Raw genomic sequence first — 26,051 nt, 5'->3', positions numbered from 1 at the left:
CGGTGAGTCTCCCTGCCTCGCTTACCTACTCGTGAGTAGGTTAACTCTCCTTGGGCGGATGCGCTACCACGGGGGAGGCGAACGTCACGCCGGTGAGTGATTCCGGGGGGGCGAGGAGTCCGGGATTACTCACGAGCTTGCGCCTCTCGAACAGCACCAGCGCCACCGCCGCCAGCGCTACCACGCCGACCAGGACGATCGCCGGCACCAGCTCCAGCAAGGGCGTCGCCGCCAGCAAGACCACCGCGAACACCAGTCGCTGGACGTTCCACGAGCCCAGGTTCCGCCGCCGCAGCCCGCTCAACGCGATCAGGTACAGCGCGAGCCCGCCGGTGAGCGCCCAGATCGGCGTCCCGTGCAGACCGTCGGCGAGCGAGTGGTGCTCGGTGTCGGACACGTACAGCAGCGACTTCTTCAGCCCGAGCGCCACGAGCACGATCCCGGCGATCAGCGGAAGGTGCAGGAACGTGTACGTGTCCGTCCCGATCCGCACCCGCTCGACACCGTCCGCGCGCTTCAGGTTGTGTTCGGAGACGTGCGCGACGACGGCGAAGTACATCCACCACATCGCCGAAGCGAGCGTGAGCCCGAAGACGGCGGCCAGCGTGATCGGCCACGACATCGGGTACGAGCTGATCCCGATGCCGATCGCCACGATCGACTCGCCGAGCGCGATGATCACGATCAGCCCGAATCGCTCGGCGAAGTGGCCGGGCTGGTGCAGTCGCCAGTCCGACGACCGGGTCCGGAAGACGTTGACGTAGTCGGCGAGCAGCGCGACGGCCCAGATGCCGAGCTGTACCCAGCCCGAGAAGAACGCGGCGGCGGTCAGCAGCGCGACGCTCGGCAGCAGCCCGACGAACATCTTCAGGACGGTCTTGCGCAGCTCGGGGTCGGTCCGCGCGGCACCGAAGTACGCGGTCAGGTGCAGCAGCCGGACCAGGAAGTAGCAGCCGACGAACATCAGCGGCGCGTACAGGCCGCCGGGCAGGTCGGTGAACGCCTCGGGGATGGTCAGCGAGACCAGGAACATCGTCCCCATCGCGGCGAACATCGCCAGCTGGGCGATGCCGCGGTCGACGTGCAGGGTGTTGGCCAGCCAGGCGTAGGCGCACCAGCACCACCACAGCACGGCGATCATCGCGACGCCCTGCCCGATGCCGAGCGGGGTGAGGTGATCGGCCATCAGCTGCGTGGTCTGGGTGATGGCGTAGACGAAGACCAGGTCGAAGAAGAGTTCCAGCGTGGTGACCTTGTGGTCTTCTTCCCGGGTCACCAGATGCAGGCCGCGTTTCTTGGGCACGCGCATATCGTGCCCGTCACGTCTTCGCCGGACACGGGAGTTTGCTAAGAGCTGACTTTCAGGACGGCGTGCGTCAGCGCGGTCAGCTCGGCCTCGAAGTTCGGGCGGCCGTTGACGCGCCGGGTGCGCGCGAGGTCGTTCGCGATGGTCAGCGCCGCGTGCACGGTGATCTTCACTTCGCGCAGGCTCACTTCCGGATGGACTTCCGAGGTCAGCGCGATCCAGCGCGCGACGTAGTCCCGCTGGACCCGGATCAGGTCCGCCTTGTCGCGTTCCGGCAGCTCCATGGGGCTGCCGGAGAACGACACCAGCAGTTCGGGCGTGTGCAGCAAGGTGTGCACATAGGACGCCGCGAGCCTGCGGAGCGCGTCGCGTTCGTCGCCGGTCCGCAACGCGCGTTCCGCGGCGAGCGCCAGCCGGTCGGCCGCGCGATGCCCGATCGCCACCATCAGCGCGGCCTTGCTGGGGAAGTGCCGGTACACGCTGGGCCCGGCGATCCCGGCGGCCGCGCCGATCTCCTCCATGCTCACCGAACGGAAGCCGCGTTGCCCGAACAGTTCCGTCGCGGCCGCGAGGATCTGCTCGCGGCGGGACGGTTCACCGAGTGCGAGCGACGGCGTCTCCTCCAGCGGTTCCGAGGGCTCGGGCAGTGTGACATGCAGCACCGACTCCGCCAGCTGCACCAGGATCTGCGCGAAGCGTTTCTTCGCCACGGACGTGTGATGCACGGAGACACTGCCGAACACGCTCAGCCCCGCCCAGCACAGCAACTCGGCGTCGTCGGGGGTCAGTTCGGGACGCAACGCGAGCAGCGCCTTCGACCACGCTTCGAGCACGGCGCCCGACCGGCGCCGGATCTCGCGCCGCTCCTCCCGGGGCAGATGCCTGCCCTCCCAGCGCCACAGCGCGGCGACCTCACGCCGCTCCACCGCCTGCGCGGCGAGGGTGCCCAAGAGGGCGTTGACCTGGGCGGGGACGGGGAGACCGTCGGCGAGCGTCTCGGTGGTGGCCGCCTCCATGTCGTCGATGCCGGAGAGCACGACGTAGGACAGCACGGCCTGCTTGTCCGCGAAATGCCGGTACAGCGCCGGCCCGGTGATCCCGGCCGCGGCGGCGATGTCGTTGATGCCGACGCCGTGGAACCCGCGGGCGCGAAAGAGCTCCGCGGCGAGGCCTGCCAGCTGGGCCTTGCGGTCGCGCGGTCGGGTCGAGCGCTCGGTCGGGTGATCCATAGGTGAACACACGATAGCGCCGGTTGCGTGCATCGCAACCCATTGACACCATGGGGTTATCGCGGTTTATGTTAATCGGCATTAGCATGGCTACCGGCCGGTACGTTTCACCCCTGATACAGCGCCGTACGCGGAGGAGTTTTTCTGTGAGTAGCGAGGCCTACATCTACGAGGCGATCCGTACGCCTCGCGGCAAGAACAAGGGCGGTGCCCTCCACGGCACCAAGCCGGTCGATCTCGTGGTCGGCCTCATCGAAGAACTGAAGGTCCGGCACCCGAACCTCGACCCCGCCGTGATCGACGACATCGTCCTCGGCGTCGTTTCCCCGGTCGGCGAGCAGGGCGCCGTGATCGCGCGCACCGCCGCGCTGAACGCGGGCCTGCCGCAGTCGGTCGCCGGCGTACAGCTGAACCGCTTCTGCGCCTCCGGCCTCGAAGCCACCAACACGGCCGCCCAGAAGGTGCGTTCCGGCTGGGACCAGCTGATCATCGCCGGCGGTGTCGAGTCGATGTCGCGCGTGCCGATGGGCTCCGACGGCGGCGCGCTGTTCATGGACCCGGCCACCGCGTACGACAACTACATCGTCCCGCAGGGCACCGGCGCCGACCTGATCGCGACCATCGAGGGCTTCTCCCGCGAGGACGTCGACGCGTGGGCCGTCCGTTCGCAGGAAAGGGCCGAAGCGGCCTGGTCCGGCGGCTACTTCGCGAAGTCCGTCGTCCCGGTGAAGGACATCAACGGCGTCACGATCCTCGACCACGACGAGCACCGTCGCCCGGGTAGCACCATCGAGGGCCTCGGCAAGCTCAAGCCCGCCTTCGCCGGCATCGGCGAGCTGGGCGGCTTCGACGCCGTCGCGCTGCAGAAGTACCACTCGGTCGAGAAGATCGACCACGTCCACACCGGCGGCAACTCGTCCGGCATCGTCGACGGCGCCGCGGTGGTGCTGGTCGGCAACGAGCAGATCGGCAAGGACTTCGGCCTGACCCCGCGCGCCCGCATCGTGGCGACCGCGACCGTCGGCTCCGAGCCCACGATCATGCTGACCGGCCCGACCCCGGCCACCGAGAAGGTCCTCAAGATCGCCGGCCTCACCCCGGACGACATCGACCTGTGGGAGCTGAACGAGGCCTTCGCCTCGGTCGTCCTCAAGTGGATCAAGGACCTGCACCTCGACGAGGAGAAGGTCAACGTCAACGGCGGCGCCATCGCGATGGGGCATCCGCTGGGCGCCACCGGCGCGATGCTGGTCGGCACCGTCGTCGACGAGCTGGAGCGCCGTCAGGCGCGCCGCGCCCTGGTCACCCTGTGCATCGGCGGCGGCATGGGCGTCGCGACCATCATCGAGCGGGTCTGAGGAAGAGACAATGACTGAAGCGAAGACCATCCGCTGGGAGCAGGACGCCGACGGCATCGTCGTGCTCACCCTGGACGACCCGAAGCAGTCCGCCAACACGATGAACGCCGACTTCCGCGAGTCGCTCGGCGTCGTCGTCGACCGCCTGGAGGCGGAGAAGGACAGCATCACCGGTGTCGTCCTCACCTCGGCCAAGAAGACCTTCTTCGCCGGCGGCGACCTGAACGACCTGATCCAGGCCAAGCCGGAGAACGCGGCCGAGATCACCGAGAGCAGCGGCCTGATGAAGGGCCAGATGCGCCGGCTCGAGCAGCTGGGCAAGCCGGTCGTGGCCGCCATCAACGGCGCCGCGCTCGGCGGCGGTCTCGAACTCGCGCTCGCGACGCACCACCGCATCGCGGCCGACGTCAAGGGCAGCCAGATCGGCCTCCCCGAGGTCACCCTCGGCCTGCTCCCCGGCGGCGGTGGCATCGTCCGCACCGTGCGCCTGCTGGGCATCCAGAGCGCGCTGCTGAACGTGCTGCTGCAGGGCCAGCGCCACCGCCCGGCCAAGGCCAAGGAGCTCGGCCTCGTGCACGAGCTCGTCGGCACCGTGGAGGAGCTGGTCCCGGCCGCGAAGGCGTGGATCAAGGCCAACCCCGAGGGCGGCGTGCAGCCGTGGGACGTCAAGGGTTACAAGATCCCGGGCGGCACCCCGTCGAACCCGAGCTTCGCGGCGAACCTGCCCGCGTTCCCGGCGAACCTGCGCAAGCAGATCAAGGGCGCCAACATGCCCGCCCCGCGCGCGATCCTCGCCGCGGCCATCGAGGGTTCGCAGGTCGACTTCGACACCGCGATCACCGTCGAGACCCGCTACTTCGTCAGCCTCGCCACCGGCCAGGTCTCGAAGAACATGACGAAGGCGTTCTTCTTCGACCTGCAGAGCATCAACTCCGGCGGCTCGCGTCCGGAGGGCTTCGAGAAGTACACCGCCAAGAAGGTCGGCGTCGTCGGCGCGGGCATGATGGGCGCCGCGATCGCGTACGTCTCGGCGAAGGCCGGTATCGACGTCGTGCTCAAGGACGTCACCCTCGAAGGCGCCGAAAAGGGCAAGGGCTACGCGGTCAAGCTGGAGGAGAAGGCTCTTTCCCGCGGCAAGACCACGCAGGAGAAGTCCGACGCGCTGCTCGCCAAGATCAAGCCGACCGACAAGGCGGAGGACTTCGCCGGCGTCGACTTCGTGATCGAGGCCGTCTTCGAGAGCGTCGAGCTGAAGCACAAGGTGTTCCAGGAGATCGAGGGCATCGTCAACCCCGACGCCGTGCTCGGTTCCAACACCTCGACGCTGCCGATCACCGCGCTCGCCGAGGGTGTCCAGCGGAGCGAGGACTTCATCGGGATCCACTTCTTCTCGCCGGTGGACAAGATGCCGCTGGTCGAGATCATCTGCGGTGAGAAGACCTCGCCCGCCACGCTGGCGAAGGTCTTCGACTACACCCTGCAGATCAAGAAGACCCCGATCGTCGTCAACGACAGCCGCGGCTTCTTCACCTCGCGCGTCATCGGCACGTTCCTCAACGAGGCCGTGGCCGCGCTGGGCGAGGGTGTCGAGCCGGCGTCGATCGAGCAGGCCGGTTCGCAGGCCGGATATCCGGCCCCGCCGCTGCAGCTGATGGACGAGCTGACCCTGACGCTGCCGCGCAAGATCCGCAAGGAGACCCGCGAAGCGATCGAGGCCGCCGGCGGCACCTGGAACGCGCACGCGTCCGAGGGCGTCATCGACCGGATGGTGGAGGAGTTCGACCGCAAGGGCCGCTCCACCGGCTCGGGCTTCTACGACTACGACGAGTCGGGCAAGCGGACCGGTCTCTGGCCGGGCCTGCGCGACGCGTTCAAGTCGGGCAGCGCCGAGGTTCCGTTCGAGGATCTCAAGGAGCGCATGCTGTTCGCCGAGGCGCTCGAGACCGTGAAGTGCTTCGACGAGGGCGTGCTCACCACCGTCGCCGACGCCAACATCGGCTCGATCTTCGGTATCGGTTTCCCGGCGTGGACCGGTGGTGTCATCCAGTACATCAACCAGTACGAGGGTGGCCTGCAGGGCTTCGTCGACCGGGCTCGTGAGCTCGCGGACCGCTACGGCGACCACTTCACCCCGCCCGCGTCGCTGGTCGAGAAGGCCGCGAAGGGCGAGATCTACGAGTAAGCCGCTTCACCCGCTTTAGCGTGCTAGGAACGGTCCTTTCCTCGCGAATTTCGCGAGGAAAGGACCGTTCCTTGTATCAGCGAGCCGACGGTTCCAGCGCCACGTGCGGCAACCGCCGGTCCAGCCACCGCGGCAGCCACCAGGCGCGTTCCCCGAGCAGCCGCATCACCGCGGGCACCACGAGACAGCGGATCACGAACGCGTCCACCAGCACCGCGACCGCCAGCCCGAGACCGAACTGCGCCAGCATCCGGTCGGGATTGAGCAGGAACGCCCCGAACACCACGATCATGATCGCCGCCGCGGCCGTGATCACCCCACCGGTGGAGGCGAGTCCTTCGCGGACCGCGTGGCGCGCGTCGCCGGTGCGCCGCCATTCCTCGTGCATCCGGGAAACGAGGAACACCTCGTAGTCCATGGAAAGCCCGAACACGATCGCGAAGATCAGCACCGGCACGAACGCTTCGATCGGTCCCGGCTGCGCTCCGAACAGGCCGTCGCCGAACACCGCCGTCATCACCCCCAGCGCGGCGCCGATACTCAGCAGGTTCAGCAGGGCCGCTTTGAGCGGGATCAGGATCGAGCGGAACACGACCATCAGCAGTAACGCCGACAGCCCGACGACCACCAGCACGAACAGCGGCAACCGGTCACCGACGGCGTCCGCGAAGTCCACGGCCGCCGCGACACTCCCGCCGACCAGGTACTTGCCCGGCAGGCCCGGCAACACCTCCGTCCGCAACCGTTCCACCAGCTCGGCGGTCGCCGCGTCCTGCGGCGAAGACGCGGGGAAGGCGAGAACCGTCGTGACGCCCTGCCCCATCGGCGGTGTCGCCTCCGCGATCCCTGGGGTGGCTTCGAGTTTTCGTTGCAGCGCGGCACCATCGCCGTTCTCGGTGACGACGATCAACGGCTCGCTGAAGCCGGGGCCGAAACCCTCCGCCATCAGGTCGTAGGCCTGCCGGGTGGTCGATGTCTCCGGATCCGTGCCAGAGTCGGCGAATCCGAGGCGCATGCCGAGCGCCGGCAAGGAAAGACCGATCAGGACGAGCAGCCCGATCGCGAGCGGCACCATCGGCCGTCGTTGGACCGCGTCCCCGAGCTTGCCCCACGCCCTGCCGTGTTCCCGTTTCGAGGCGTGCTTCCGGATGCCCTTTTCCAAACGGCGGCCGAAAAGGGACAGCAGCGCGGGCAGCAGGGTGATCGAGGCGAGCATCGTCACGAGCACGGTCAGCGCCACGGCGAGGGCGACCCCGCGCAGCGAACCGAGACCCAGCGCGAGCAGGCCGAGCAGCGCGATGATCACCGTGCCGCCGGCGAACAGCACCGAGCGGCCCGCGGTGTCCAGCGCTCGCCGCGCCGCCTGCTCGCGGTCGAGGCCGGCCAGGATTTCGCCGCGATAGCGGGAAAAGATGAGTAGCGCGTAGTCCACCCCGACGCCGAACCCGACCAGCATCATCAGCGGCGCCGTGTAGCTCGCGATGTCGACGAATCTGCTCACGAGCACGATCACGCCGAGGGTGCTGCCGACGGCGAAGATCGCCGTGATCACCGGGAGCCCGGCGGCGAGGATCGAGCGGAACAGGAAGACGAGGATCACGAGCGCGGCCAGCAACCCGACGCCTTCCGACGGGCCGCCGCCCCCGCCGGTCCGCTTGATCGGGTCGCCGCCCAATTCGACCTGGAGCCCGGCGGACTCCGCCTTCTTCGCGGTGTCGACGACGCGCACGATGTCGTCGTACGGCAGATCCTTCGATTCGAGGTCGAAAGCGACCGCCGCGTAACCGATCGTGCCCTCGCGTGAGATGGCCGTCGGGGTGTCGAACGGGCTCGTCACCGCCTTCACGTGCGGCTGGCTCCGGACCTCGGCGAGCATCCGGTCTATCGATCCGCGTGCGGTCGCGAGTCCGCCCTCGGTCTTGAAGACGATCTCGGCCGTCGCGCCGGTCTGAGCCGGAGCCTGTGCCTTGAACAGGTCCATGATCTGCTGGGATTCGGTGCCCGGCAGGGAATGGTCGTCGTGGTACGCGCTGCCCGCCAGCTGTGAGCCCAGCGTGACACCGACGAGGGTGAGCAGCCAGAGCGAAACGGCGAGCCAGCGATGACGCTGCGACCAGCCCGCCAGCTTCGAGAGCGCGCCCCCAGGCGGCTGTCTCGGGGAAAGAGTGATGGTGTCCATGGCGGAAAGCATCGGCTTTCCCGGCCCGCATATCGTCGGGCTCCGGCGGGCACTCCGGTCGCAACTTCTGGGTACCCCTAAGGCGCCTCCCGTACTACTGGGGTTGCGTTCACGGGGTCAACCAGCGAGGGGTGACCATGCCCGATTCGTAGGCGAGCACGACCAGCTGGGCGCGATCACGGACGTCCACCTTGGTCATGATCCGGCTGACGTGCGTCTTCGCCGTCGCCGGGCTGAGCACGAGTTCCTTCGCGATCTCGTCGTTGGACAGGCCGGCCGCGACCAGGCTCATCACCTCGCGTTCCCGTTCGGTGAGCCGGTTCAGGGTGGGCGAGGGGACGGGCCGGTCCACCCGGCAGGCGAATTCGGAGATCAGGCGGCGGGTGATCGACGGCGCGAGCAGCGCGTCGCCCCTGGCGACCACGCGGACGCCGTGGATCAGCTCCTCCGGTTCGGTGTCCTTGACCAGGAACCCGCTGGCACCCGCGCGCAACGCGCCGTAGACGTCCTCGTCCAGGTCGAAGGTGGTCAGGATGACGACCTTGATCCCGGTCAGCGCCGGGTCTTCGAGCAGGTGCCGGGTCGCGGTGAGCCCGTCCATCCTGGGCATCCTGATGTCCATCAGGACGACGTCGGGCCGGTGTTCGTGCGCGGCTTGGAGGGATTCGCGGCCGTCGGCCGCTTCGGCGACCACGGTGATGTCGTCTTCACCGTCCAATATGGACTTGAATCCGGCGCGGACCAGCCGCTGGTCGTCGACGAGCAGGACGCGGATCATTTCCTCACCCGCAAGGGAAGCCGGGCGCGCACCCGGAAGCCGCCTTCTTCGCGCGCGGCCGCGACGAGCTCGCCGCCGAGTGCCTCGGCCCGTTCGGTCATGCCGCGGATGCCGTTGCCCGGTTTCGCGGTGCCGCCTCGGCCGTCGTCGTCGATCTGCACGGACACATCATGGGGCGTGTAGCCGATCCGCACCACGACGGTGTTCGCGGCGGCGTGGCGCGCGACGTTGGTCAGCGCCTCCTGGACGACCCGGAAGGCGGCGTGCTCGACGTCGGGCGGCAGTTCCGTGGCCGTGCCGTCGATCTCGGTCCGGACGGTCAGCCCGTGCGCGCCCGCCGACTCGGCGAGTTCGGCGACCCTGGCCAGGCTCGGCGTGTCCGCCTGCCGCAGCATGCCCAGTGTGGCGCGGAGTTCGCGCAACGCCTCCTTGCTGGTCTGTTTGATCGTGGTCAGTGCCTCCTCGGATTTCGCCGGATCCTTGCCGTGCAGGGCCGCGCCCGCCTGGACGTTGATGAGCGCCAGGTTGTGGCCGAGGACGTCGTGCAGTTCGCGCGCGATCCGGAGCCGCTCGTCCGTGGCCCTTCGCCGTGCCTCGTCCTCCTTGGTGCGTTCGGCTTCGCGGCGGTAGTACGTCACCGCGCCGACCGCGACCAGCGCGATGAACCACCCCGCCATCAACAGGAACGCGAAGTCGTCCACCTGTCGTGCGGCGCCGGCCTGCGCCTCGCCGATCGCGACACCGCCCATCGAGGCCGCCGCGACGACCGCCGCGCTGCGGATCCGCCCGGTCGAGGCGGTGTTGTACAGCGCGAAGGCGAACGCGAGCAGCACGAATCCGTCGGGGTCGGTCTGCGGGTAGTAGATCGCGCAGCACACCGCGGTGAAGATCGCGACGGGGAGCGGATACCGGCGGCGCAGGAACAGTGCCGCGCAGGCGAGTATCACGCAGACCCAGCCGACGACCGCGTTGCGCGGTGCTTCCGCGCCGTCCCCGAGTGAGGCCACGACGGAACCCGCGATCACCGCCGCGGTGACCGCGATGTCCGCCGCGTACCGCCGCAGGATCGCCACACGACGAGAGTAGCGCGATCCGGCCCGATTGACAAAATGGATTTTTACGTTCAAACTGATTTTTGTGATCAAGGGTGTGGCGTCGTGAAGGATGTGGAGTACCTCGATCGGCTGGACCAGGCGGAGGCGTTGCTGAAACCGCAGCGGGTGGACGTCCTGCGGCAGCTGGCGGAGCCGCGGTCGTGCACCGAGGTGGCGACGGTGCTGGATCAGACGCCGCAGCGGGTCTATTACCACGTGAAGCGACTGGTGGAAGCCGGTCTCGTGAAGCAGGTGTCGGAGCGGAAGGTGCGCGCCGTCAGTGAGGGCGTGTACCAGGCGACCGCCCGTTCGTACTGGCTGTCACCCGGGCTGGTCGGGCGGCTCGGCCCTCGGGTGGCGCGGGACGAGCTGAGCCTTGGCTACCTGGTGGACCTCATGGAGGAGGTCCAGGCGGACGTCGCCGCGCTCGACCGGACCGCGCCGGAGTTGCCGTCGATCGGTGTTTCCGGCGAGATCCGGGTGGCGCCCGAGCGGCGCCAGGAGTTCCTCGACGAACTGAAGACGACTTTGCAGGACCTGTTCACCCGCTACGGCGGAGCGGAAGGCGACGCCTTCAAGCTCGCCGTGGCCTGTTACCCGAAGGGAGATGCCCGTGACTGAACCGACGAGGTTCCAGTTGCGCCTGCGCGCGCCGATCGACGAGGTCTGGCACGCGCTGACCGATCCCGGGGCACTGCGCGAGTGGCTTTCCGAGTACGCGGAAGTCGATCTGCCGTCCCGGTACGAGTTCTGGGGCCGCTACACGCCGGACGGCGATCGTCCGCGCCAGCGACTGTTGCTGGCCGAGGACAACGTCCTGCGGTTCGCGTGGACCGTCGGCGGGAAGGAGACCGTCGTCGAGATCGCGCTGACGGAAGACGGGGACGGGACGTCCTTTTCGTTCAGCCAGAGCGGTCTGCCGGACTACACCGCGATGCTGGCCGACCCGGATTCGTCACTCGGCCTGATGTACACGTTCTGGGCGCTTTCCGTCTCGAATCTCGCCGACCACGTCGAAGGACGCCCGCTCACCGCCCGCTGCGACCTCACCTCCCCGCTGATGAGCGAAGAAGTGCGGATCGACGCGCCACGCGGTGAGGTCTACTCCTCGATCGCCGATCCCGCCGTGTTCACGCGCTGGTTCGGCGCCCGGATCGAGGCGGAGCCCCAGGTCGGCGGCCGCTGGGCGATGGGGTCGCTGGAAATCGACCCGGAACCGGCGAAGATCGTCGATCTGGTGCCCGGCTCGAAGATGTCGCTCGCGTACCAGGACGGTGTCGTCGCCACTTGGGAACTCGAGGACTCCGGCGGCGGGACGAAGCTGACCTTCGTCCAAAGTGGATTCTCCGACGAAAAACCGCCGTACGGCGCGTGGATGGGCTGGCTCAGCGGACTGGCCGAACTGCGCAGGTTCCACGAAGTTCGCCCGTGGCGCCCGTTGTGGGTCGATGTCCAGCTGGAGGGCGCACCCGAAGGACTCATCACCTTGGACGGCAAATAGGAGGAAGCGATGTTGCTCGAAGGCAGGAACGCGATCATCTATGGGGCCGCCGGTGGAATCGGCGGCGCGGTCGCCCGCGGGTTCGCCAGGGAGGGCGCGACCGTCCACCTCACCGGTCGCACCTTGAAGAAGCTCGACGCGCTGGCCGATGAAATCCGGGCGGCGGGCGGGAAAGCCGAAACGGCGGAGTTCGACGCGCTCGACGAAGCCGCCATCGACGAGCATGCCGCTTCGGTGGCCTCCTCGGCGGGCAGTGTCGACATCTCGATGAACGTGATCACGCACAACGACGTCCAGGGCACCCCGCTGGTCGAGATGTCGTTGGAGGACCTCGAAAGCCCGGTCCGGACGGCGGTGCGGACGAACTTCCTCACCGCGCGGGCCGCCGCCCGGCACATGATCCGGCAGGGGTCCGGAGTCATCCTGATGTTCGGTGGCGACGGTGATCCGCTGCCGGGATACCACCTCGGCGGGTTGCAGGTCGCGTTCAGCGCGATGGAGGCGTTGCGGCGCGGGCTGGCGTGCGAACTCGGGCCGCAGGGCATCCGGGTCGTGACCCTTCGCACCGGCGGGATCCCGGAGACGATTCCGGCGGGCGCCGGCCTCGACGACGCCATTCGTGACATGGTCGACGCGACGATGCTCAGGCGGACGGCGTCGCTCGAAGACGTCGCCCGGGTGGCCGCGTTCGCCGCATCGGACCATGCGCGCAGCATGACGGCGACCGCGTTGAACATCAGTTGCGGCGCGATGGTGGACTAGGCGCCGGCCTCGCCGTAACAACGGCGGACGATCTCCCGACTACGCGGCACTACCGGTGCTGGGGAGGTCGTTATGCCGAAGACGACGACGAAGCTGGGCATGGCACTGGCGATCGGGCTTCTGGTCGCCGGAGGCTGCGGCGTGGAGACCGTGCCCACCGGGCGGGTCACGCCGCAAAGCAGCCCGGTGCCAACAGTGTCGACGGTGCCGGCGTCGTCCAGCACTGGGACGCCGCCCACGAGTACGGCCACCCCTGCGCCGGCACCCCAGCGGTTCGTGCCGACGACCACGGCCGCGGTCGAGGTGCCGAAGCAGGTCGAGCCGAAACCGACGAAAACACCTCCGAAGACCACACAGGCCGCGAAGGCACCGAACTCGGCGGAGTGTGGAAGCGACTACTACCGCAACACCGACGGTGTCTGTGTCCACCGGCCGTCGGCCGGACCCGGCGCGGCCGACGGAGCGACCGCCCTCTGCAAGGACGGTTCCTATAGCTACAGCCAGAATCGCCGCGGTACCTGTTCCGGCCATGGTGGGGTTCGCACCTGGCTGTGATCCCGTCGGTCAACCGTTCACTGGGAAGGGTGGTGCTGTGTAAGGTCGGATCATGGGATGCGCATGGTGAAACCGGTCGGACGGGCACCTTCGCCCCGGATCTTCGTCGTCGTGCTCGCCACCTGCGGTCTGGTGGCCTCGTTCATGCAGACGCTCGTCGTACCGCTCATCCCGGCGTTTCCCCGGCTGCTCGACGCGACTCCGTCGGACGCGTCGTGGGTGGTGACGGCGACCCTGATCGCCGGAGCCGTGGTGATGCCGGTGAGCGGCAGGCTCGGCGACCTCTACGGCAAACGCCGGTTGCTGCTGATCAGCCTCGGCTTCCTGGTGGCCGGTTCGGTGGTGTCCGCGCTGACCAGTTCGCTCGCGCTGATGGTCCTCGGGCGAGGGCTGCAGGGTTGCGCGATGGGCGCGATCCCGCTGGGCATCAGCATCATGCGCGACGAACTCGCGCCGGAACGGGTCGGCGCCGCGATCTCGGTGATGAGTTCGACGCTCGGCGTCGGCGGTGCCATCGGGCTCCCGGTGTCCGCGCTGGTCGCGCAGAACGCCGACTGGCACGTCCTGTTCTGGGCGTCGGCGGGGCTCGGGCTCGTCTGTGGCCTGCTGATCCTGTTCGTGGTGCCGGAGTCGCCGGTGAAGACGCCGGCGCCGTTCGACCACCTCGGCGCGCTGGGGCTGACGGCCGGACTGGTCTGCCTGCTGTTACCGATCGTCAAGGGCGGCGAATGGGGCTGGGGAAGCGGCCGCACCCTCGTCTTCGCAGGGAGCGCGGTGGTGATCCTGCTGGTCTGGGGCGCCTACCAGTTGCGGCGGCGTGATCCGCTCGTGGACCTGCGGGTCTCCGCGCGGCGGCCGGTGCTGTTCACCAACCTCGCGTCGATCATGATCGGGTTCGCGCTGTACTCGATGGCGTTGTCGTTCCCGCAGTTGCTGCAGGCACCCGCGTCGACCGGCTACGGCCTCGGCCTGACCATGGTGCAGGCCGGGCTCTGCCTCGCGCCGAACGGCCTGGTCATGTTCATGCTGTCGCCGGTTTCGGCCCGGCTCATCGAGCGCTACGGACCACGAACGACGCTGATGGTCGGCGCGACCACCATCGCGGCCGGATACGCCTTCGCGACCGTGTTGATGGACAACGCCTTCGAGCTGATCACGGCGTCGGTCATCATCGGCGGCGGCGTTGGCATCGCTTACGCGGCTATGCCCGCGCTGATCATGGGTTCGGTCCCGGTCACCGAAACCGCGTCCGCGAACGGGTTGAACTCGCTGATGCGCTCCGTCGGCACGTCGACGTCCAGTGCGGTGATGGCGTCCATGCTCGCGTCGCTGGCGATCACCGTCGGCGGGGTTTCCGTCCCGTCCGCGACGGGGTTCCGCCTGAGCTTCGTGGTCGCCGCCGGTGCGGCGCTCCTGGGGCTCGTCCTGACCGTTTTCGTGCCGAAACAACGCCAGCCCGAATCAGTGGTCGCCTCGGTCCGCTAGCGCCCTGCGTGCGATGACGGACCTCATCGCACGCAGGGGCGCTCCGCTCAGAAGAGCGTCGGGACGATCGCGTCGATCAGGTGCGGCCCCGGTTCGGCGAGCGCGCGCTGGAACTGCTCGGCCAGCTCCTCCGCCGTCGTCGCCCGGGTCGCGGGGACGCCCATGCCCTCGGCGATCTTGACGAAGTCCATGTCGGGCCGGGAGAGGTCGAGCAGTTCGTTCGCCTTGGGGCCGTTGGCGTCCGCGCCGACCCGCTGCAACTCCAGCCGCAGGATCGCGTACGCGCGGTTGTTCAGCAGGACCGTGGTGACGTTGAGGTTCTCCCGGGCCTGCGTCCAGAGCGCCGAAATGGTATACAGCGCGCTGCCGTCGGACTGCAGGTTGATCACCGGGCGGTCCGGCGCGGCGACGGCCGCCCCGGTCGCGACGGGCATGCCGTAGCCGATCGCGCCGCCGGTCAGGGTCAGCACGTCGTGCCGCGGCGCGCCGGCGGTCGCGGCGGGCAGCAGCAGTCCGGAGGTGTTCGCCTCGTCCGCGATGATCGCGCGCTCCGGCAGCAGCGCGCCGATCACGTCGACCCAGTTCTGCGGCGTCAATGGCCCGGACGGCAGAGCGGGCCGGGAAGCCTCCTGCAGCACCGGCTCCGTCTCGGCGGCGACCAGCTCGGCGACGTCGTTCAGCGCTCGCGGCACGTCTTGCGCGATTTCGGCCAGCACATGGACCTGTGCGCCTTCGGGAACCAGGTTGCTCGCCTTGCCGGGGTAGGCGAAGAACGAAACGGGCGCCTTCGTGCCGGCGACGATCACGTGCTTGATCCCGTCGAGCTGGTACGCGACCTGCTCGGCGAGGTAGCCCAGCCGCTCGATCGTCGGCAGGCCTTCGCCGCGTTCGAGCCGGGCGGGGAAGGTCTCGACGAACGCCTTCACACCGGTCGCGGCCGCGATCCGGCTGGTCGCGCGCAACCCGGCCTCACGGCAGCCGCTGCCGCCGACGAGCAGCGCGACCGGTTCACCGCTGGACAGCACTTCGGCGATGTTCTTCACCGTCGTCGCGTCGACGGCCTGCGGGATCCGCGGCGGGATGGGCGCGCAGGTCTCGCCGCCCTCACCCCAGGACGCGTCGGCGGGGAGGATCAGCGTGGCCACCTGGCCGGGGGCGTCCTGGGAGGCCGCGACCGCCGCGGCGGCGTCGGCACCGACGTCCTTCGTGTGCTCGGAGCGGCGGACCCAGCCTTCCAGTGAACCGGCGACGGCCTCGATATCCGATTCGAGCGGGGCGTCGTACTGCTTGTGGTAGGTCGCGTGGTCGCCGATCACGTTGACGATCGGGGTGTGCGCGCGACGCGCGTTGTGCAGGTTCGCGAGCCCGTTGCCGAGACCGGGTCCGAGGTGCAGCAGCGTGGCCGCCGGCTTGTCGGCGATCCGCGCGTAGCCGTCCGCGGCACCGGTGACGACGCCTTCGAAGAGGCCGAGCACACCGCGCATCTCGGGCACGGAGTCGAGGGCGGCCACGAAGTGCATCTCCGAGGTGCCCGGATTCGAAAAGCACACGTCGACACCGCTGTCGACGAGCGTGCGGATCAGGGACTGGGCGCCGTTCATCTCACTCACTTTCAAGCCCTCTCAGCGAAAAGAACGCCGGGGTTGAGGATCCCGGCCGGGTCGAAGCTCTCCTTGATCCGGCGCATCAGCGCGATCTTCGCCGGGTCCTCCAGTTCGAGGAAGTAGCCGGATTTGGCCCGGCCGAGGCCGTGCTCGCCGGAGATCGCACCGCCGAGTTCCATGCCGAGCGCGAAGATGTCGGTCAGCAGCTGCTTCCGCTTCTCCGCGTCCTTGCAGAAGATGGCCAGGTGGACGTTGCCGTCGCCGGCGTGCCCGCAGCCGAGCGCGCCCGACTCGCGCGACAACGCCATTTCCCTGGCCTTGCGCAGGAACTCAGGCATGGCGGACCGCGGGACGACCACGTCGATGACGTCGTCCGCGCCGGCCGCCTTGGCCGTCCAGAACGCCTTCTCGCGTGCCTCGATCAGCTTGCGTGCCGACGGGCCTTCGAGCACGTACACGTCCATCGCGCCGACGTCACCCAACAGGCCGCCGAGTTCTTCGACATCGGCGTGTAGCCGATCGCTGTCGCGATTTTCCAGTGCCACCACCAGATACGCCTGCGCCTTGTCGCGGATCGCGTCCGGGACGCCGAGGCTGAGCTTCTCGTTGTAGCTGATCGCGGCGAGCGTCAGATTGTCGATGTACTCGAGGATGTGCGGGGCGAGCCCGCTGGCGACGATCTTCGGGACGACCGTCATCACCTCGTCGAAGGTCTCGAACGGGGCGAACACCGTGGCGCCGTGCGGGAGGCGTGGGTACAGCTTCACGATGACCTCGGTCGCGAGCGCGAGGGTGCCTTCGGAGCCGATGATCAGCTGGGTCAGGTCGTACCCGGTCGACACCTTCGAGGTCTTGCCACCGGTCCGGATGATCTCGCCGGTCGGCAGCACGGCCTGCAGGCCCACGACGTTGTGCCGCGTGACGCCGTACTTGACCGCGCGCATGCCGCCCGCGTTCGTCCCGACGTTGCCGCCGACGCTCGCGCTCAGCTCGCCGGGGTAGACGGTGTAGCCGAGTCCCGCTTCCGTGGTCTTTTCGTCCAATTCGGACAGTGTGACGCCGGGCTGGACGACGGCGACGTGGTTCTCGGTGTCGATCTCCAGTACCGCGTTCATTCGCTCGAAAGAGATCACCAGCCCGTCCTCGCGTGGCCGCGCGCCACCCGAAAGCCCCGTGCCCGACCCTCTCGCGGTGACCGGCACGCCGTGTTCACTCGCCGCCTTGAGCAGCTCCGCGACCTCCTCGGCGCTTCCCGGTTTCGCCAGGTGGGCGGGCCGCTGCGCGGTGGTGGTCAAAGCCTCGTCGTGCGCGTAGTCCTCGGGGATCGCCTCGCCCGAGAGCAAGTTCGTGTCCCCGACGATCTCGGCGAACCGTGCCGCAACATCGCCCATCGACTGCCCTTCCTCACGCCTCATTGCCTGGTTACCGAAGCGTAGTACTTCGAGGGCGAGGATGGCCATGAATCCTTTTCATGTTTGCCTTTCTTGGAGCCACAACCTCGCTCGGTTCCCATGTCGCAGCGGGCCGGGCGGCCCGCCGGAAGGGGTGGACGCTCGATGGGATCCAGGATGAGACGGATCGCGGCGCTGGGGGCGGCGCTGGCGATCCCGTTCGGGCTCGCGGTACCGGCGGCCGAAGGCGAGCAGGCGGCCTGCACGGCGCCCGTGGCGAACGTCAGCGGAGTCGGTCAGGCCGAGGGGACGAGCGCCGAGTACACCACCCTTGTCTTCATCGTTTCACTCACCGATGGCGGCTGCGCGCCGCAGGGCACGGTCGAATACCGGACGATCGAAGGCAACGGCTCGCCGGTCGATCCGGCGTGCGGGCACGCTGACCTGGGCCGGAAGGGCGGACGCGCAAACGGTCGCGGTCAAGGTCCGCGCCGATTCCCTGGTGGAGAACGACGAAATGTTATCCGCAGCGAGCCCGGATCAGCGGCCTGACCTTCCAATCGGGCGAACAGGTGGGCGCCAAGCTGAGCTTCACCGCCGGCGCCGAAGCGGCGGGCGGGCAGTTCACCGTCCACGTGACCCAGGTCGACCAGCGCGGTGAAGAGGTGGGCGGCGTCGAATACCGGCTCGCCGAAGCGCGACAGTAAGCCAGGGTGGGGTGCCGGCCCGTGGGCGGTGAGGGAAACCCGCACCGCCCACGGGTTTCACGCGCGTGCGAACGAAAGCGTCTCGCCCTCGACACCTCGCAGCCAGAGGTCCTGGGCGGCTTCGGCCATTTCCGCCAGTCCCTCTTCGATCGTCGCGAACACGTTGCCGGGCACCCAGCCCGCGTCGCCGTTGATCAGCAGGTTGTTGCGGCCGTAGAAGATCGCGAGGTCCGTCGCGCCCTGGTCGCTGTGCGCCTCACTGCCTTCGTCGTAGCCGTACGCCGGGTTGCCGATCTCCCAGGCCTCGAACCCGAAGTACACGACATCCCCCGGAATCGGGGTCACCGTGGGGTTTTCGCGGCCCGGCTTCGGTTCGGCGAAGGGCGGCACGAGCGTGTAGACCTCGTTGCGCGCGTACTTCGCGTGGTACGCCGAACCGCTCTGCGGCAACGCGTCCCAGACAGCGCGGCAGGTCCGCGGGGCTTCGGCGTCGAGCAGCCGGGCCCGGCAGGACACTCCGCGCTTGTCGAGCGTGATGGTGATGTAGCGGGCCATCACTCGGCCCCCGCCACCACGTCACCCCAGATGCGCAGCGCCTCGTCGACCTGCGCGGAGTCGACGATCAGCGGTGGCACCATCCGGACGACGTTCATGTACGCCCCGCAGGTCAGCAGCAGCAATCCGTTGGAGGACGCGGCTTTCTGAGCCGCCTGGGCCTTCGCGGTGTCCGGTTCGCCTTCCGGTGTGGTGAACTCGGAACCGACCAGCAGCCCCAGCCCGCGGACGTCGCCGATCGACGGTGACTTGTCCGCGATCACCCGCACGCCCTCCAGAAGCTGGCGTCCTCGTTCGGCGGCGTTCTCGACCAGGCCCTCCTGCTGGATCACCTCGAGCGTGGCGATCGCCGCCGCACAGGCCACCGCGTTGCCGCCGTAGGTCCCGCCCTGGGAACCGGGGAGAGCCTTCGCCATCAGCTCCTCCGACGCGGCGATACCCGAGATCGGGAACCCGCTCGCGAGTCCCTTCGCGATGAGCACGATGTCCGGGCGCACGCCGAAGTGCTCGTGTCCCCAGAACCGGCCCGTCCGGCCGAAGCCGGTCTGGATCTCGTCCATCACCAGCAGGATGCCGTGCTTGTCGGCGCGTTCCCGCAGCCCGGCCAGGAACTCGGTGTTCGCCGGGACGTACCCGCCCTCGCCGAGCACCGGCTCGATGAAGAACGCGGCCGTCTCGTTGGGCGCGCAGACCGTCGCGAAGAGGTAGTCGAGTTCGCGCAGTGCGAACTTCGTCGCCGTCTCCTCGTCCCAGCCGTAGTGGAACGCGTAGGGGAACGGCGCGACGTGCACGCCGGACATGAGCGGCGAGATCCCGGCGCTGAACCGGGTGCCCGACGTCGTCATCGTCGCCGCCGCGACGGTCCGGCCGTGGAACCCGCCCTGGAAGACGATCACGTTGGGCCGCTTCGTGGCCTGCCGCGACAACCGGAGCGCCGCCTCGACCGCCTCGCTGCCCGAGTTCGCGTAGAAGAGGGAATCGAGGCCTTCCGGGAGGACACCACCCAGCTTCTCGGTCAGCTCCAGCATCGGCTTGTGCATGACCGTCGTGTACTGCCCGTGGACGAGTTTGCCGATCTGCTCCCGGGCCGCGCTCACCACGTGCGGGTGACAGTGGCCGGTGCTGGTCACGCCGATACCGGCGGTGAAGTCCAGGTGACGTTTGCCATCGGTGCCGTAGAGGTAAACCCCTTCACCGTGGTCGACCACGACCGGCGTTGCCTGCTTGAGCAGCGGTGATAGCTGGGCCATGGGCTGCGCTCCTAGGTCGGCTGAGCTGTTGTCGATTGTTGACAATATCCATAGCATGGCGTTCGGGACAACATGGAGGAGCGTTGGGATGAGCTCGATCAGTGAGGCCGGCGTGGTCACGTCGGTCGGCAAGGAACTGTTCATCGGCGGCAAGTGGGTGCCCGCCACGGACGGGAAGACCTTCCCCGTTCTCGACCCCTCGACAGGTGAAGCCCTGTGCGAGGTGGCCGACGCGTCACCGGCGGACGGTGTCAGCGCACTTGACGCGGCCGTCGCCGCACAGGCCGACTGGGCGAACGTCGCCCCGCGCGAACGCGGCGAGATCCTGCGCCGCGCCTACGAGCTGCTGATCAAGCGCGCCGACGAACTCGCGCTGCTGATGACCCTCGAGATGGGCAAACCGCTCGCGGAATCGAAGGGCGAGATCACCTACGCGGCCGAATTCTTCCGCTGGTTCGCGGAGGAGGCCGTCCGGATCGACGGTGGTTACGCCGTGGCTCCCAACGGGTCGGGCCGGTTCCTCGTGACGAAGCAGCCCGTCGGTCCGTGTCTGCTGATCACGCCGTGGAACTTCCCCATGGCGATGGGCACCCGAAAGATCGGGCCCGCGGTCGCGGCAGGCTGCACGATGGTCATCAAACCCGCCGCTCAAACCCCCCTTTCGATGTTGGCCCTCGCGGCGATCCTCGCCGAAGCGGGACTGCCGGAAGGTGTGCTGAACGTGCTCACGACGTCGGACTCCGGCGGCGTGATGGAGCCGTTGATCCGCGACGGCCGCGCGCGGAAGCTGTCCTTCACCGGCTCGACCGGCGTCGGGCGGAAGCTGCTGGAGCAGTGCGCGGACAAGGTGCTCCGGACCTCGATGGAACTCGGCGGCAACGCCCCCTTCCTCGTCTTCGAAGACGCCGACCTCGACGCGGCGATCGACGGAGCGATGACCGCGAAGATGCGCAACATCGGTGAGGCCTGCACGGCCGCGAATCGCTTCTATGTCCAGCGAGGCATCGTCGACGAGTTCTCCCGGCGCCTCACCGAGCGTATGGAGGCCTTGCCGATGGGGCGCGGCACCGAGGAGGGTGTCGTCGTCGGCCCGCTCATCGACGAAGCCGCCGTCGAGAAGGTCAGCGGCCTGGTCGCCGACGCCACCGAGCGAGGGGCGCGCGTCCTCACCGGTGGATCCACAGTGGACGGTCCGGGCAACTTCTACCAGGCGACGGTCCTCACCGACGTGCCCAAGGACGCCAGGCTCGCTTCAGAAGAGATCTTCGGGCCGGTCGCCCCGATCACTCCGTTCGACAGCGAGGACGAGGCCATCGCGGCGGCGAACGACACCGAGTTCGGGCTCGTGTCCTATGTGTACACCTCCGATCTCAAAAGGGCACTGCGGGTCTCGGAGCGGCTGGAAGCGGGCATGATCGGCCTCAACCAGGGACTGGTTTCGAACCCGGCGGCACCGTTCGGCGGGATCAAGCAGTCCGGGCTCGGCCGTGAAGGCGGCAGCGTCGGCATCGACGAGTTCCTCGAGACCAAGTACATCGCGGTGGCCCTGTGATTTCTCGAGCAGGGACCTCCTATCGGATCGCGAGCATTCCCGGCGACGGGATCGGCGTGGACGTGACGGTCGAGGCCCGCAAGGTCCTCGACCGCGCGGCGGCATCGCATGGTTTCTCCTTGTCCTGGACGGAGTTCGACTGGAGCTGTGAGCGGTACGCCAAGACCGGCGCGATGATGCCCGCCGACGGGATCGAGCGGCTTTCGGTTTTCGACGGGATCTTTCTCGGCGCCGTCGGCTTTCCCGGCGTCCCGGACCACGTGTCGTTGTGGGGTCTCCTCATTCCGGTCCGGCGTGCGTTCAGCCAGTACGTCAACCTCCGGCCGGTCCGGCTGCTGCCGGGGACGACGTCGGCGCTGGCCGGCCGCGGCGCCGACGAACTGGAGATGGTGATCGTCCGGGAGAACTCCGAGGGCGAGTACTCGGAGCTCGGCGGCAGGCACAATCGTGGGCTGGGGAACGAGTTCGTCTTACAGGAATCCGTGTTCACGAGGGTCGGGGTCGAGCGGATCATCCGCTACGCGTTCGAACTGGCGAAGACACGCACGGGACGTGTCTGTTCGGCGACCAAGTCCAACGGGCTCATCCACTCGATGCCGTTCTGGGACGAGATCTTCGCGGAAATCTCCGCGGAGTACCCGGACGTGCACGCCGAGCAGTGCCATGTCGACGCGCTCGCCGCGCGGATGGTGCAGGCGCCGGACCGGCTCGACGTCGTGGTGGCTTCCAATCTGTTCGGCGACATCCTGAGCGACCTGGCGGCGGCCGTGACGGGCGGGCTCGGAATGGCGCCTTCGGGCAACATCAATCCGACCGGTGAGCTCCCTTCCATGTTCGAGGCGGTGCACGGCAGCGCTCCCGACATCGCCGGACAGGGCATCGCGAATCCGGTGGCGCAGATCCTGGCGGGGGCGATGCTGCTCGACCATCTCGGGGAAACCGTTGCGGCACAGGCCGTACGCGCGGCGGTGGAAAAGGTTCTCGAGGAGGGGGCCGTGCAAACCCCCGACCTCGGCGGGAAGTCCACCACCGCCGAACTCGGGTCCGCGGTGGTCGCCGCTCTATCTTGAACCATCCGCACAGTGGGGTGTCAAGTCTAGGAAGTCATGAACGGTACATTCATGGCTTCCTGGAAGTAGAACAGAATTGAATGTACGTGAAGGCCCCCTTCACTGCGCTAGACGCAGTGAAGGGGGCCTTCACGTATTCAGGGGGCGTAAGGCTGTAGCCGCGTTAGGTGTGGTGCGGAACCCGGCGGCCTTTGGTTCGCCACTCGTGCTCCTGTGGCGTTCAGATACGACGAGATCTCCGCAGCCGTGTCGCGAAAGCCACTCTGAGGACGTCTTATGTCCCGAAAGTGGCTTTCGCGACACAGCGTCGCTCAGGGAGACATGTCGGGGTGACTCATTCAGCCTTCCCGATGGGGCAGTGGAGTCGTTGAGTGGCGCCGCGGGCCGGTGAATTCGGATCCCTGCAAGCATTCCATGCCGAGCGCATGTCACTTCCGAGGCGACGGCGCTGGCAGTCCATCGCGAGCCCGGTTCCTTGCCTCTCCGGAACTCCGTCGAATTTCTTCCTAGCAAGTCGAAAGTGTTGCCCTGAAAGGGAGTATCTGCGCGAAATCGAGCACGAAAGCCCGTTCGCCGCCTGCGCGTCACCCCGGGTCGCGAGTTTTTGTCGGTGCCCCGGTGCACAGTGCCGGTCATCGGATTCGACGACTTGAGGAGCGCTGATGTGCTGGCATTGCGACAACCCCGGAAAGACCCGCGCCGACTACCTCGTCGAGGAAGTGCGGCCGCTGATCCGGAAGTACGGCTGGATGGTGCAGACGGTCGAGCGCGGCACGGTCCAACCTGGCTTCGCGTACACGGTCGGGCTCACCGACGCCGGGCTGCCGGAACTCGTCGTCACCGGCCTGAGGGAGCGAAGATCCGGCCAGCTGCTGAACTACTTCGCCCAGCAGGTGGTCCGGTCGGGGCCTCCGGAGGCGGGTGAGGTGCTGCCCGCCGCGGTGGGATGGCCGTCGTTCGAGGTCGTTTCGCTCAGTTCACCGTCGGCCCATCTGCTCACCGCGGTTCTCCTGTACGGCGAAGAATTCCGTGCGCTGCAACTGGTCTACGAGGACGAGCACGGCAATTGGCCGTGGGACGGTGATTTCCGCGGCGGGACGGGCGGTCAGCCGGTGCTGGGGGTGCGGGGCCGTGGCTGAAGGCTCAAGGCACCGCGGGCGCTTCGCCTTCCCGCAGGCTGGTTCCCGGGGCCAGCCGCTGGACGGCGTCCTCCATATGGGCTTCCAGCAGCGACAGCGCGGTCTCCTCGTCGCCGGCGCGCAGGGCTTCGATGATCCTGGTGTGCTCGGTGACCCGTTCTTCGACCCGCTGATAGGTGCCCTGCAGCGCGGTGAGGCACATCCGGGTCTCGATCAGCAGGGTCCTGGCCATGCGCACGAGCCGTTTGCTGCCGGAAGCGGCGATCAGCGCCTCGTGGAAACGGAGATCCGCCCAGGAGAGCGCGGTCGGGTCGTCGTCGTCCGCGGCGGTGGCCATGGCACGCACGGCCTCTTCGAGTTCGGCGGCGACCCGCTCCCTGTCCCCGCGCAGCGCGCGCAGCATCGCGGCGCGCTCGATGGCCGAGCGCGCCGAGTAGATGTCGTAGACGTCGCCGGGTTCGAGGTCGATCACGAACAGGCCGCGGTGGCGCTCGCTGCGCAGGAGCCCTTCGGAGACGAGGTGCTGCATCGCCTCGCGCAGCGGCCCCCGCGAAACCTGGAACCGGGAGGCCAGATCCGTTTCACCGAGCTGGGTGCCGGGAGGGAGAGCGCCGGTCATGATCGCGTCCCGCAACTGGCGCGCGATGATCCCGGCGGTCGACTCCCGGCTGACCGGCTCGATATCCGGCAAGGACATGGTTCAGTGGTCCCTTCTCCCGAACAGCGCGCCCAGTGTGCGGACGAGCGGCGACTTCCCGGTGAGCCGCAACCCTTCCCAGACGGTGACCTGGTTGGCGGTCAGCACGGGCTTGCCGAGCCTGGTTTCGAGCGTGTTGATCTCGCCGAGCGTCCGCATGGCGGTGTCGGGGACGAGCAGCGCGTCGGCGGCCGGGTGGTCCCGGCTCACCGCGAGCTCGACGACGGCTTCCGGGCTGAGTTCGCCGACCTCGGCCGCGGTGTCGATGTCCGCGCTGCCCATCGAGACCACTTCGACCCCGCCCGCGCCGAGGAACTCGACGAACAGCCGGGCGACGTCGTCCGGGTAGCTGGCGGCGACCGCGACCCGCCGGACACCGAGGGCCCGCGCGGCGTTGACGAAGGCGAAGGAAGTGCTCGACGCCGGGACACCTGCGACGGCGGAGAGCCGGTCGGCCTGATCGCGGGCGCCTTCCCAGCCGTAGACGAAACTGCCGCTGGTGCACGCCCACACCACCGCGTCGGGTTCGTGTTTGGCCAGGAGCGCGGCGCCGTCGGCGAGCCGGCTTTCGCTGCCGAGGTCCAAGAGCTCGGGAACGGCGTGCAGATCGGTTCCGTAGATGTGCTCGACCGGCAGCTTGATCCCGGCCATGTCCCCGCCGAGGAGCTGTTCCGCGAGCGGGTAGTCGTCTTCGGCCGCGTGATCGGGGTAGATGAACCCGATGGTGGTCGTCTCGGACGGCGGCTCGGGTGGGGCGAACGGCGTGATGGGCACGGAACCTCCGGAGGGCAGATTGTCGACAATCGTAGGCGAAGAGGTCAGTCGACCTCCCGGAGCCACTTGCCGGGCCCGACGATCGGCAGGTTCATCCGCCGGAGGCAGGCCCACATGGTGAGCTGATTCGCGGTGAGGACCGGTTTGCCGAGCGCGCTTTCGAGTGGCTCGATCAGATCGTAGGTGGGGAGGTTGGTGCAGCTGACGAAGATGGCTTCGGCGTCGGCGTGGTCGGCGGCGAGGATGCGCTCGGCGATGGTCCGGTAGCTGACCTTCCAGATACCGCCACCCAGGCCGAGATGGTCGCTCGAGACGGTGTCGACGCCGAGCTCGGCCAGGAAGTCGTGCAGCTTCCCGGTCAGGTCGCCGTCGTAGGGGGTGAGCACCGAGACCCGGTGGAGGTCGAGCTGATGCAGGACCTCCGCCAGTGCTCCGGACGTGGTGACGGCGTCCGTCGCGCCCGCGTCGCAGATCGCCTTGGTCAGAGAACGTTCGTAGTCCACACCGTTGACGAAACTGCCGGAGGTGCACAGATAAGCGACGACTTCGGGCTCCACGTGGAGCACGTCCCGCGTGGCGGCGGCGAGATGCCTGCTGTCGCTGACGAGCTGGGCCATCTCCATGCTGACGGGCACGGGCTCGTACGGTGTCCGGGCCAGGTGGAGGGAGACCTCCATGGGCACCCAGCGCCACAGCTCGCGTTCCAGGGCCAGGTCGAAGGGGGCGATCACGCCGATACCGCGCTGCGCCAACGGGCCTTCGAACTCCAGTAAGTCGAAATCCAAGTCTCAGCCTCCGGAAACTTCTGCTGTCACAGTCCGGTGCTCCGGGGGTCGTTCCTCGGATTGTTGACAATCATACGAGCCACTTTTACGGTGTCAAC

Annotated in this window: 24 protein-coding genes; 12 read left to right on the top strand and 12 right to left on the bottom strand. The window is 68.3% G+C overall.

Annotated elements, in window-relative coordinates; genetic code table 11:
* Positions 1–40: 40 nt before the first annotated feature.
* Together H4W30_RS14645 and H4W30_RS14640 are read right to left on the bottom strand one after the other, a co-directional pair.
* Entirely contained in the window at positions 41–1,309 is a 1,269-nt protein-coding gene (locus H4W30_RS14645) for a low temperature requirement protein A (protein WP_225949333.1), read from the bottom strand.
* 38 nt (positions 1,310–1,347) lie between these two features.
* Positions 1,348–2,535, bottom strand: coding sequence for a TetR/AcrR family transcriptional regulator (locus H4W30_RS14640; RefSeq protein WP_192743332.1), 1,188 nt, complete (start codon positions 2,533–2,535; stop codon positions 1,348–1,350).
* A gap of 146 nt (positions 2,536–2,681) precedes the next feature.
* Between H4W30_RS14640 and H4W30_RS14635 the strand changes: the two genes are divergently transcribed.
* Positions 2,682–3,893 carry an acetyl-CoA C-acetyltransferase gene (locus H4W30_RS14635; protein ID WP_192743331.1) on the top strand — a complete coding sequence of 404 codons (1,212 nt, stop codon included), beginning with the start codon at positions 2,682–2,684 and terminating at the stop codon, positions 3,891–3,893.
* Positions 3,894–3,903: 10 nt separating this feature from the next.
* Positions 3,904–6,075 (top strand): 3-hydroxyacyl-CoA dehydrogenase NAD-binding domain-containing protein, encoded by a 2,172-nt coding sequence (locus H4W30_RS14630; protein ID WP_192743330.1) that lies wholly within the window; start codon positions 3,904–3,906, stop codon positions 6,073–6,075.
* Positions 6,076–6,151: 76 nt separating this feature from the next.
* On the opposite strand, the gene H4W30_RS14625 is transcribed toward H4W30_RS14630, so the two are convergent.
* The 3 genes from H4W30_RS14625 to H4W30_RS14615 form a co-directional block, all read right to left on the bottom strand.
* Positions 6,152–8,254: an MMPL family transporter gene (locus H4W30_RS14625; RefSeq protein ID WP_192743329.1), complete on the bottom strand. Its 2,103-nt coding sequence runs from the start codon at positions 8,252–8,254 to the stop codon at positions 6,152–6,154.
* Positions 8,255–8,363: 109 nt separating this feature from the next.
* Entirely contained in the window at positions 8,364–9,032 is a 669-nt protein-coding gene (locus H4W30_RS14620; protein ID WP_192743328.1) for a response regulator, read from the bottom strand.
* The gene (locus tag H4W30_RS14615) at positions 9,029–10,105 is read right to left on the bottom strand and encodes a sensor histidine kinase (RefSeq protein WP_192743327.1); all 1,077 of its coding nucleotides are present in this window, start codon (positions 10,103–10,105) and stop codon (positions 9,029–9,031) included. Before H4W30_RS14615 ends, H4W30_RS14620 begins: the two co-directional genes overlap by 4 nt.
* 84 nt (positions 10,106–10,189) lie before the next feature.
* Here H4W30_RS14615 and H4W30_RS14610 point away from each other — a divergent pair, with 84 nt between their 5' ends.
* The 5 genes from H4W30_RS14610 (at position 10,190) to H4W30_RS14590 (ending at position 14,429) form a co-directional block, all read left to right on the top strand.
* Positions 10,190–10,747 carry an ArsR/SmtB family transcription factor gene (locus H4W30_RS14610; RefSeq protein ID WP_063271587.1) on the top strand — a complete coding sequence of 186 codons (558 nt, stop codon included), beginning with the start codon at positions 10,190–10,192 and terminating at the stop codon, positions 10,745–10,747.
* The gene (locus tag H4W30_RS14605; protein WP_318780603.1) at positions 10,740–11,627 is read left to right on the top strand and encodes an SRPBCC family protein; all 888 of its coding nucleotides are present in this window, start codon (positions 10,740–10,742) and stop codon (positions 11,625–11,627) included. Before H4W30_RS14610 ends, H4W30_RS14605 begins: the two co-directional genes overlap by 8 nt.
* Positions 11,628–11,636: 9 nt before the next feature.
* Positions 11,637–12,389: an SDR family NAD(P)-dependent oxidoreductase gene (locus tag H4W30_RS14600; RefSeq protein ID WP_192743325.1), complete on the top strand. Its 753-nt coding sequence runs from the start codon at positions 11,637–11,639 to the stop codon at positions 12,387–12,389.
* A gap of 72 nt (positions 12,390–12,461) precedes the next feature.
* Entirely contained in the window at positions 12,462–12,944 is a 483-nt protein-coding gene (locus H4W30_RS14595) for a DUF3761 domain-containing protein (RefSeq protein ID WP_225949332.1), read from the top strand.
* Positions 12,945–13,001: 57 nt separating this feature from the next.
* Entirely contained in the window at positions 13,002–14,429 is a 1,428-nt protein-coding gene (locus H4W30_RS14590) for an MFS transporter (RefSeq protein WP_192743324.1), read from the top strand.
* A gap of 47 nt (positions 14,430–14,476) precedes the next feature.
* Here the strand turns inward: H4W30_RS14590 and H4W30_RS14585 are convergent, their stop codons facing one another.
* Together H4W30_RS14585 and H4W30_RS14580 are read right to left on the bottom strand one after the other, a co-directional pair.
* On the bottom strand, positions 14,477–16,030 hold the full coding sequence (locus tag H4W30_RS14585; RefSeq protein WP_192744103.1) for an acetolactate synthase large subunit: 1,554 nt from the start codon (positions 16,028–16,030) through the stop codon (positions 14,477–14,479).
* 11 nt (positions 16,031–16,041) lie between these two features.
* On the bottom strand, positions 16,042–17,424 hold the full coding sequence (locus tag H4W30_RS14580; RefSeq protein WP_192743323.1) for an FAD-binding oxidoreductase: 1,383 nt from the start codon (positions 17,422–17,424) through the stop codon (positions 16,042–16,044).
* Positions 17,425–17,601: 177 nt separating this feature from the next.
* On the opposite strand from H4W30_RS14580, the gene H4W30_RS14575 reads away from it, so the two are divergent.
* Together H4W30_RS14575 and H4W30_RS44205 are read left to right on the top strand one after the other, a co-directional pair.
* Positions 17,602–17,976 (top strand): hypothetical protein, encoded by a 375-nt coding sequence (locus tag H4W30_RS14575; protein WP_225949331.1) that lies wholly within the window; start codon positions 17,602–17,604, stop codon positions 17,974–17,976.
* 20 nt (positions 17,977–17,996) lie between these two features.
* Positions 17,997–18,131 carry a hypothetical protein gene (locus H4W30_RS44205; protein ID WP_264082846.1) on the top strand — a complete coding sequence of 45 codons (135 nt, stop codon included), beginning with the start codon at positions 17,997–17,999 and terminating at the stop codon, positions 18,129–18,131.
* 57 nt (positions 18,132–18,188) lie between these two features.
* Here H4W30_RS44205 and H4W30_RS14565 read toward each other — a convergent pair whose 3' ends face one another.
* The gene (locus tag H4W30_RS14565) at positions 18,189–18,686 is read right to left on the bottom strand and encodes a DUF3830 family protein (protein WP_007033814.1); all 498 of its coding nucleotides are present in this window, start codon (positions 18,684–18,686) and stop codon (positions 18,189–18,191) included.
* A complete protein-coding gene (locus H4W30_RS14560) occupies positions 18,686–19,936 on the bottom strand; it encodes an aspartate aminotransferase family protein (RefSeq protein WP_192743322.1) in 1,251 nt (416 codons plus the stop codon). The genes H4W30_RS14565 and H4W30_RS14560 overlap by 1 nt, the downstream gene beginning before the upstream one ends.
* Before the next feature lie 88 nt (positions 19,937–20,024).
* On the opposite strand from H4W30_RS14560, the gene H4W30_RS14555 reads away from it, so the two are divergent.
* The 3 genes from H4W30_RS14555 to H4W30_RS14545 all read left to right on the top strand — a co-directional run bounded on the left by H4W30_RS14555 (position 20,025) and on the right by H4W30_RS14545 (position 23,697).
* On the top strand, positions 20,025–21,488 hold the full coding sequence (locus H4W30_RS14555; RefSeq protein ID WP_192743321.1) for an NAD-dependent succinate-semialdehyde dehydrogenase: 1,464 nt from the start codon (positions 20,025–20,027) through the stop codon (positions 21,486–21,488).
* On the top strand, positions 21,485–22,558 hold the full coding sequence (locus H4W30_RS14550) for a tartrate dehydrogenase (protein ID WP_192743320.1): 1,074 nt from the start codon (positions 21,485–21,487) through the stop codon (positions 22,556–22,558). The genes H4W30_RS14555 and H4W30_RS14550 overlap by 4 nt, the downstream gene beginning before the upstream one ends.
* Before the next feature lie 662 nt (positions 22,559–23,220).
* Complete coding sequence (locus H4W30_RS14545; protein WP_192743319.1) at positions 23,221–23,697, top strand: DUF4262 domain-containing protein; 477 nt, start codon at positions 23,221–23,223, stop codon at positions 23,695–23,697.
* Positions 23,698–23,701: 4 nt separating this feature from the next.
* Here the strand turns inward: H4W30_RS14545 and H4W30_RS14540 are convergent, their stop codons facing one another.
* Genes H4W30_RS14540 through H4W30_RS14530 form a run of 3 tightly spaced genes read right to left on the bottom strand, consistent with a single transcriptional unit; the run spans position 23,702 to position 25,953 of the window.
* Positions 23,702–24,394: a GntR family transcriptional regulator gene (locus H4W30_RS14540; RefSeq protein WP_192743318.1), complete on the bottom strand. Its 693-nt coding sequence runs from the start codon at positions 24,392–24,394 to the stop codon at positions 23,702–23,704.
* 3 nt (positions 24,395–24,397) lie between these two features.
* On the bottom strand, positions 24,398–25,168 hold the full coding sequence (locus H4W30_RS14535) for a maleate cis-trans isomerase family protein (RefSeq protein WP_192743317.1): 771 nt from the start codon (positions 25,166–25,168) through the stop codon (positions 24,398–24,400).
* 44 nt (positions 25,169–25,212) lie between these two features.
* Positions 25,213–25,953: a maleate cis-trans isomerase family protein gene (locus H4W30_RS14530; protein WP_126735675.1), complete on the bottom strand. Its 741-nt coding sequence runs from the start codon at positions 25,951–25,953 to the stop codon at positions 25,213–25,215.
* Positions 25,954–26,051: the final 98 nt, after the last annotated feature.

Origin of the sequence: Amycolatopsis roodepoortensis, from assembly GCF_014873915.1 — a bacterium.
Taxonomy (GTDB): Bacteria; Actinomycetota; Actinomycetes; order Mycobacteriales; family Pseudonocardiaceae; genus Amycolatopsis; species Amycolatopsis roodepoortensis.
The sequence above is the reverse complement of the archived record's forward strand: the minus strand, read 5'-3'. Positions and strand labels throughout refer to the sequence as shown.

What these genes read in the sequence shown, in the direction of transcription:
- H4W30_RS14645 (WP_225949333.1), bottom strand. Translation starts at nt 1,309, where the DNA reads ATGCGCGTGCCCAAGAAACGCGGCCTGCATCTGGTGACCCGGGAAGAA.
- H4W30_RS14640 (WP_192743332.1), bottom strand. Translation starts at nt 2,535, where the DNA reads ATGGATCACCCGACCGAGCGCTCGACCCGACCGCGCGACCGCAAGGCC.
- H4W30_RS14630 (WP_192743330.1), top strand. Translation starts at nt 3,904, where the DNA reads ATGACTGAAGCGAAGACCATCCGCTGGGAGCAGGACGCCGACGGCATC.
- H4W30_RS14625 (WP_192743329.1), bottom strand. Translation starts at nt 8,254, where the DNA reads ATGGACACCATCACTCTTTCCCCGAGACAGCCGCCTGGGGGCGCGCTC.
- H4W30_RS14620 (WP_192743328.1), bottom strand. Translation starts at nt 9,032, where the DNA reads ATGATCCGCGTCCTGCTCGTCGACGACCAGCGGCTGGTCCGCGCCGGA.
- H4W30_RS14600 (WP_192743325.1), top strand. Translation starts at nt 11,637, where the DNA reads ATGTTGCTCGAAGGCAGGAACGCGATCATCTATGGGGCCGCCGGTGGA.
- H4W30_RS14595 (WP_225949332.1), top strand. Translation starts at nt 12,462, where the DNA reads ATGCCGAAGACGACGACGAAGCTGGGCATGGCACTGGCGATCGGGCTT.
- H4W30_RS14590 (WP_192743324.1), top strand. Translation starts at nt 13,002, where the DNA reads ATGCGCATGGTGAAACCGGTCGGACGGGCACCTTCGCCCCGGATCTTC.
- H4W30_RS14585 (WP_192744103.1), bottom strand. Translation starts at nt 16,030, where the DNA reads ATGAACGGCGCCCAGTCCCTGATCCGCACGCTCGTCGACAGCGGTGTC.
- H4W30_RS14580 (WP_192743323.1), bottom strand. Translation starts at nt 17,424, where the DNA reads ATGGGCGATGTTGCGGCACGGTTCGCCGAGATCGTCGGGGACACGAAC.
- H4W30_RS14575 (WP_225949331.1), top strand. Translation starts at nt 17,602, where the DNA reads ATGAGACGGATCGCGGCGCTGGGGGCGGCGCTGGCGATCCCGTTCGGG.
- H4W30_RS14565 (WP_007033814.1), bottom strand. Translation starts at nt 18,686, where the DNA reads ATGGCCCGCTACATCACCATCACGCTCGACAAGCGCGGAGTGTCCTGC.
- H4W30_RS14560 (WP_192743322.1), bottom strand. Translation starts at nt 19,936, where the DNA reads ATGGCCCAGCTATCACCGCTGCTCAAGCAGGCAACGCCGGTCGTGGTC.
- H4W30_RS14555 (WP_192743321.1), top strand. Translation starts at nt 20,025, where the DNA reads ATGAGCTCGATCAGTGAGGCCGGCGTGGTCACGTCGGTCGGCAAGGAA.
- H4W30_RS14545 (WP_192743319.1), top strand. Translation starts at nt 23,221, where the DNA reads ATGTGCTGGCATTGCGACAACCCCGGAAAGACCCGCGCCGACTACCTC.
- H4W30_RS14540 (WP_192743318.1), bottom strand. Translation starts at nt 24,394, where the DNA reads ATGTCCTTGCCGGATATCGAGCCGGTCAGCCGGGAGTCGACCGCCGGG.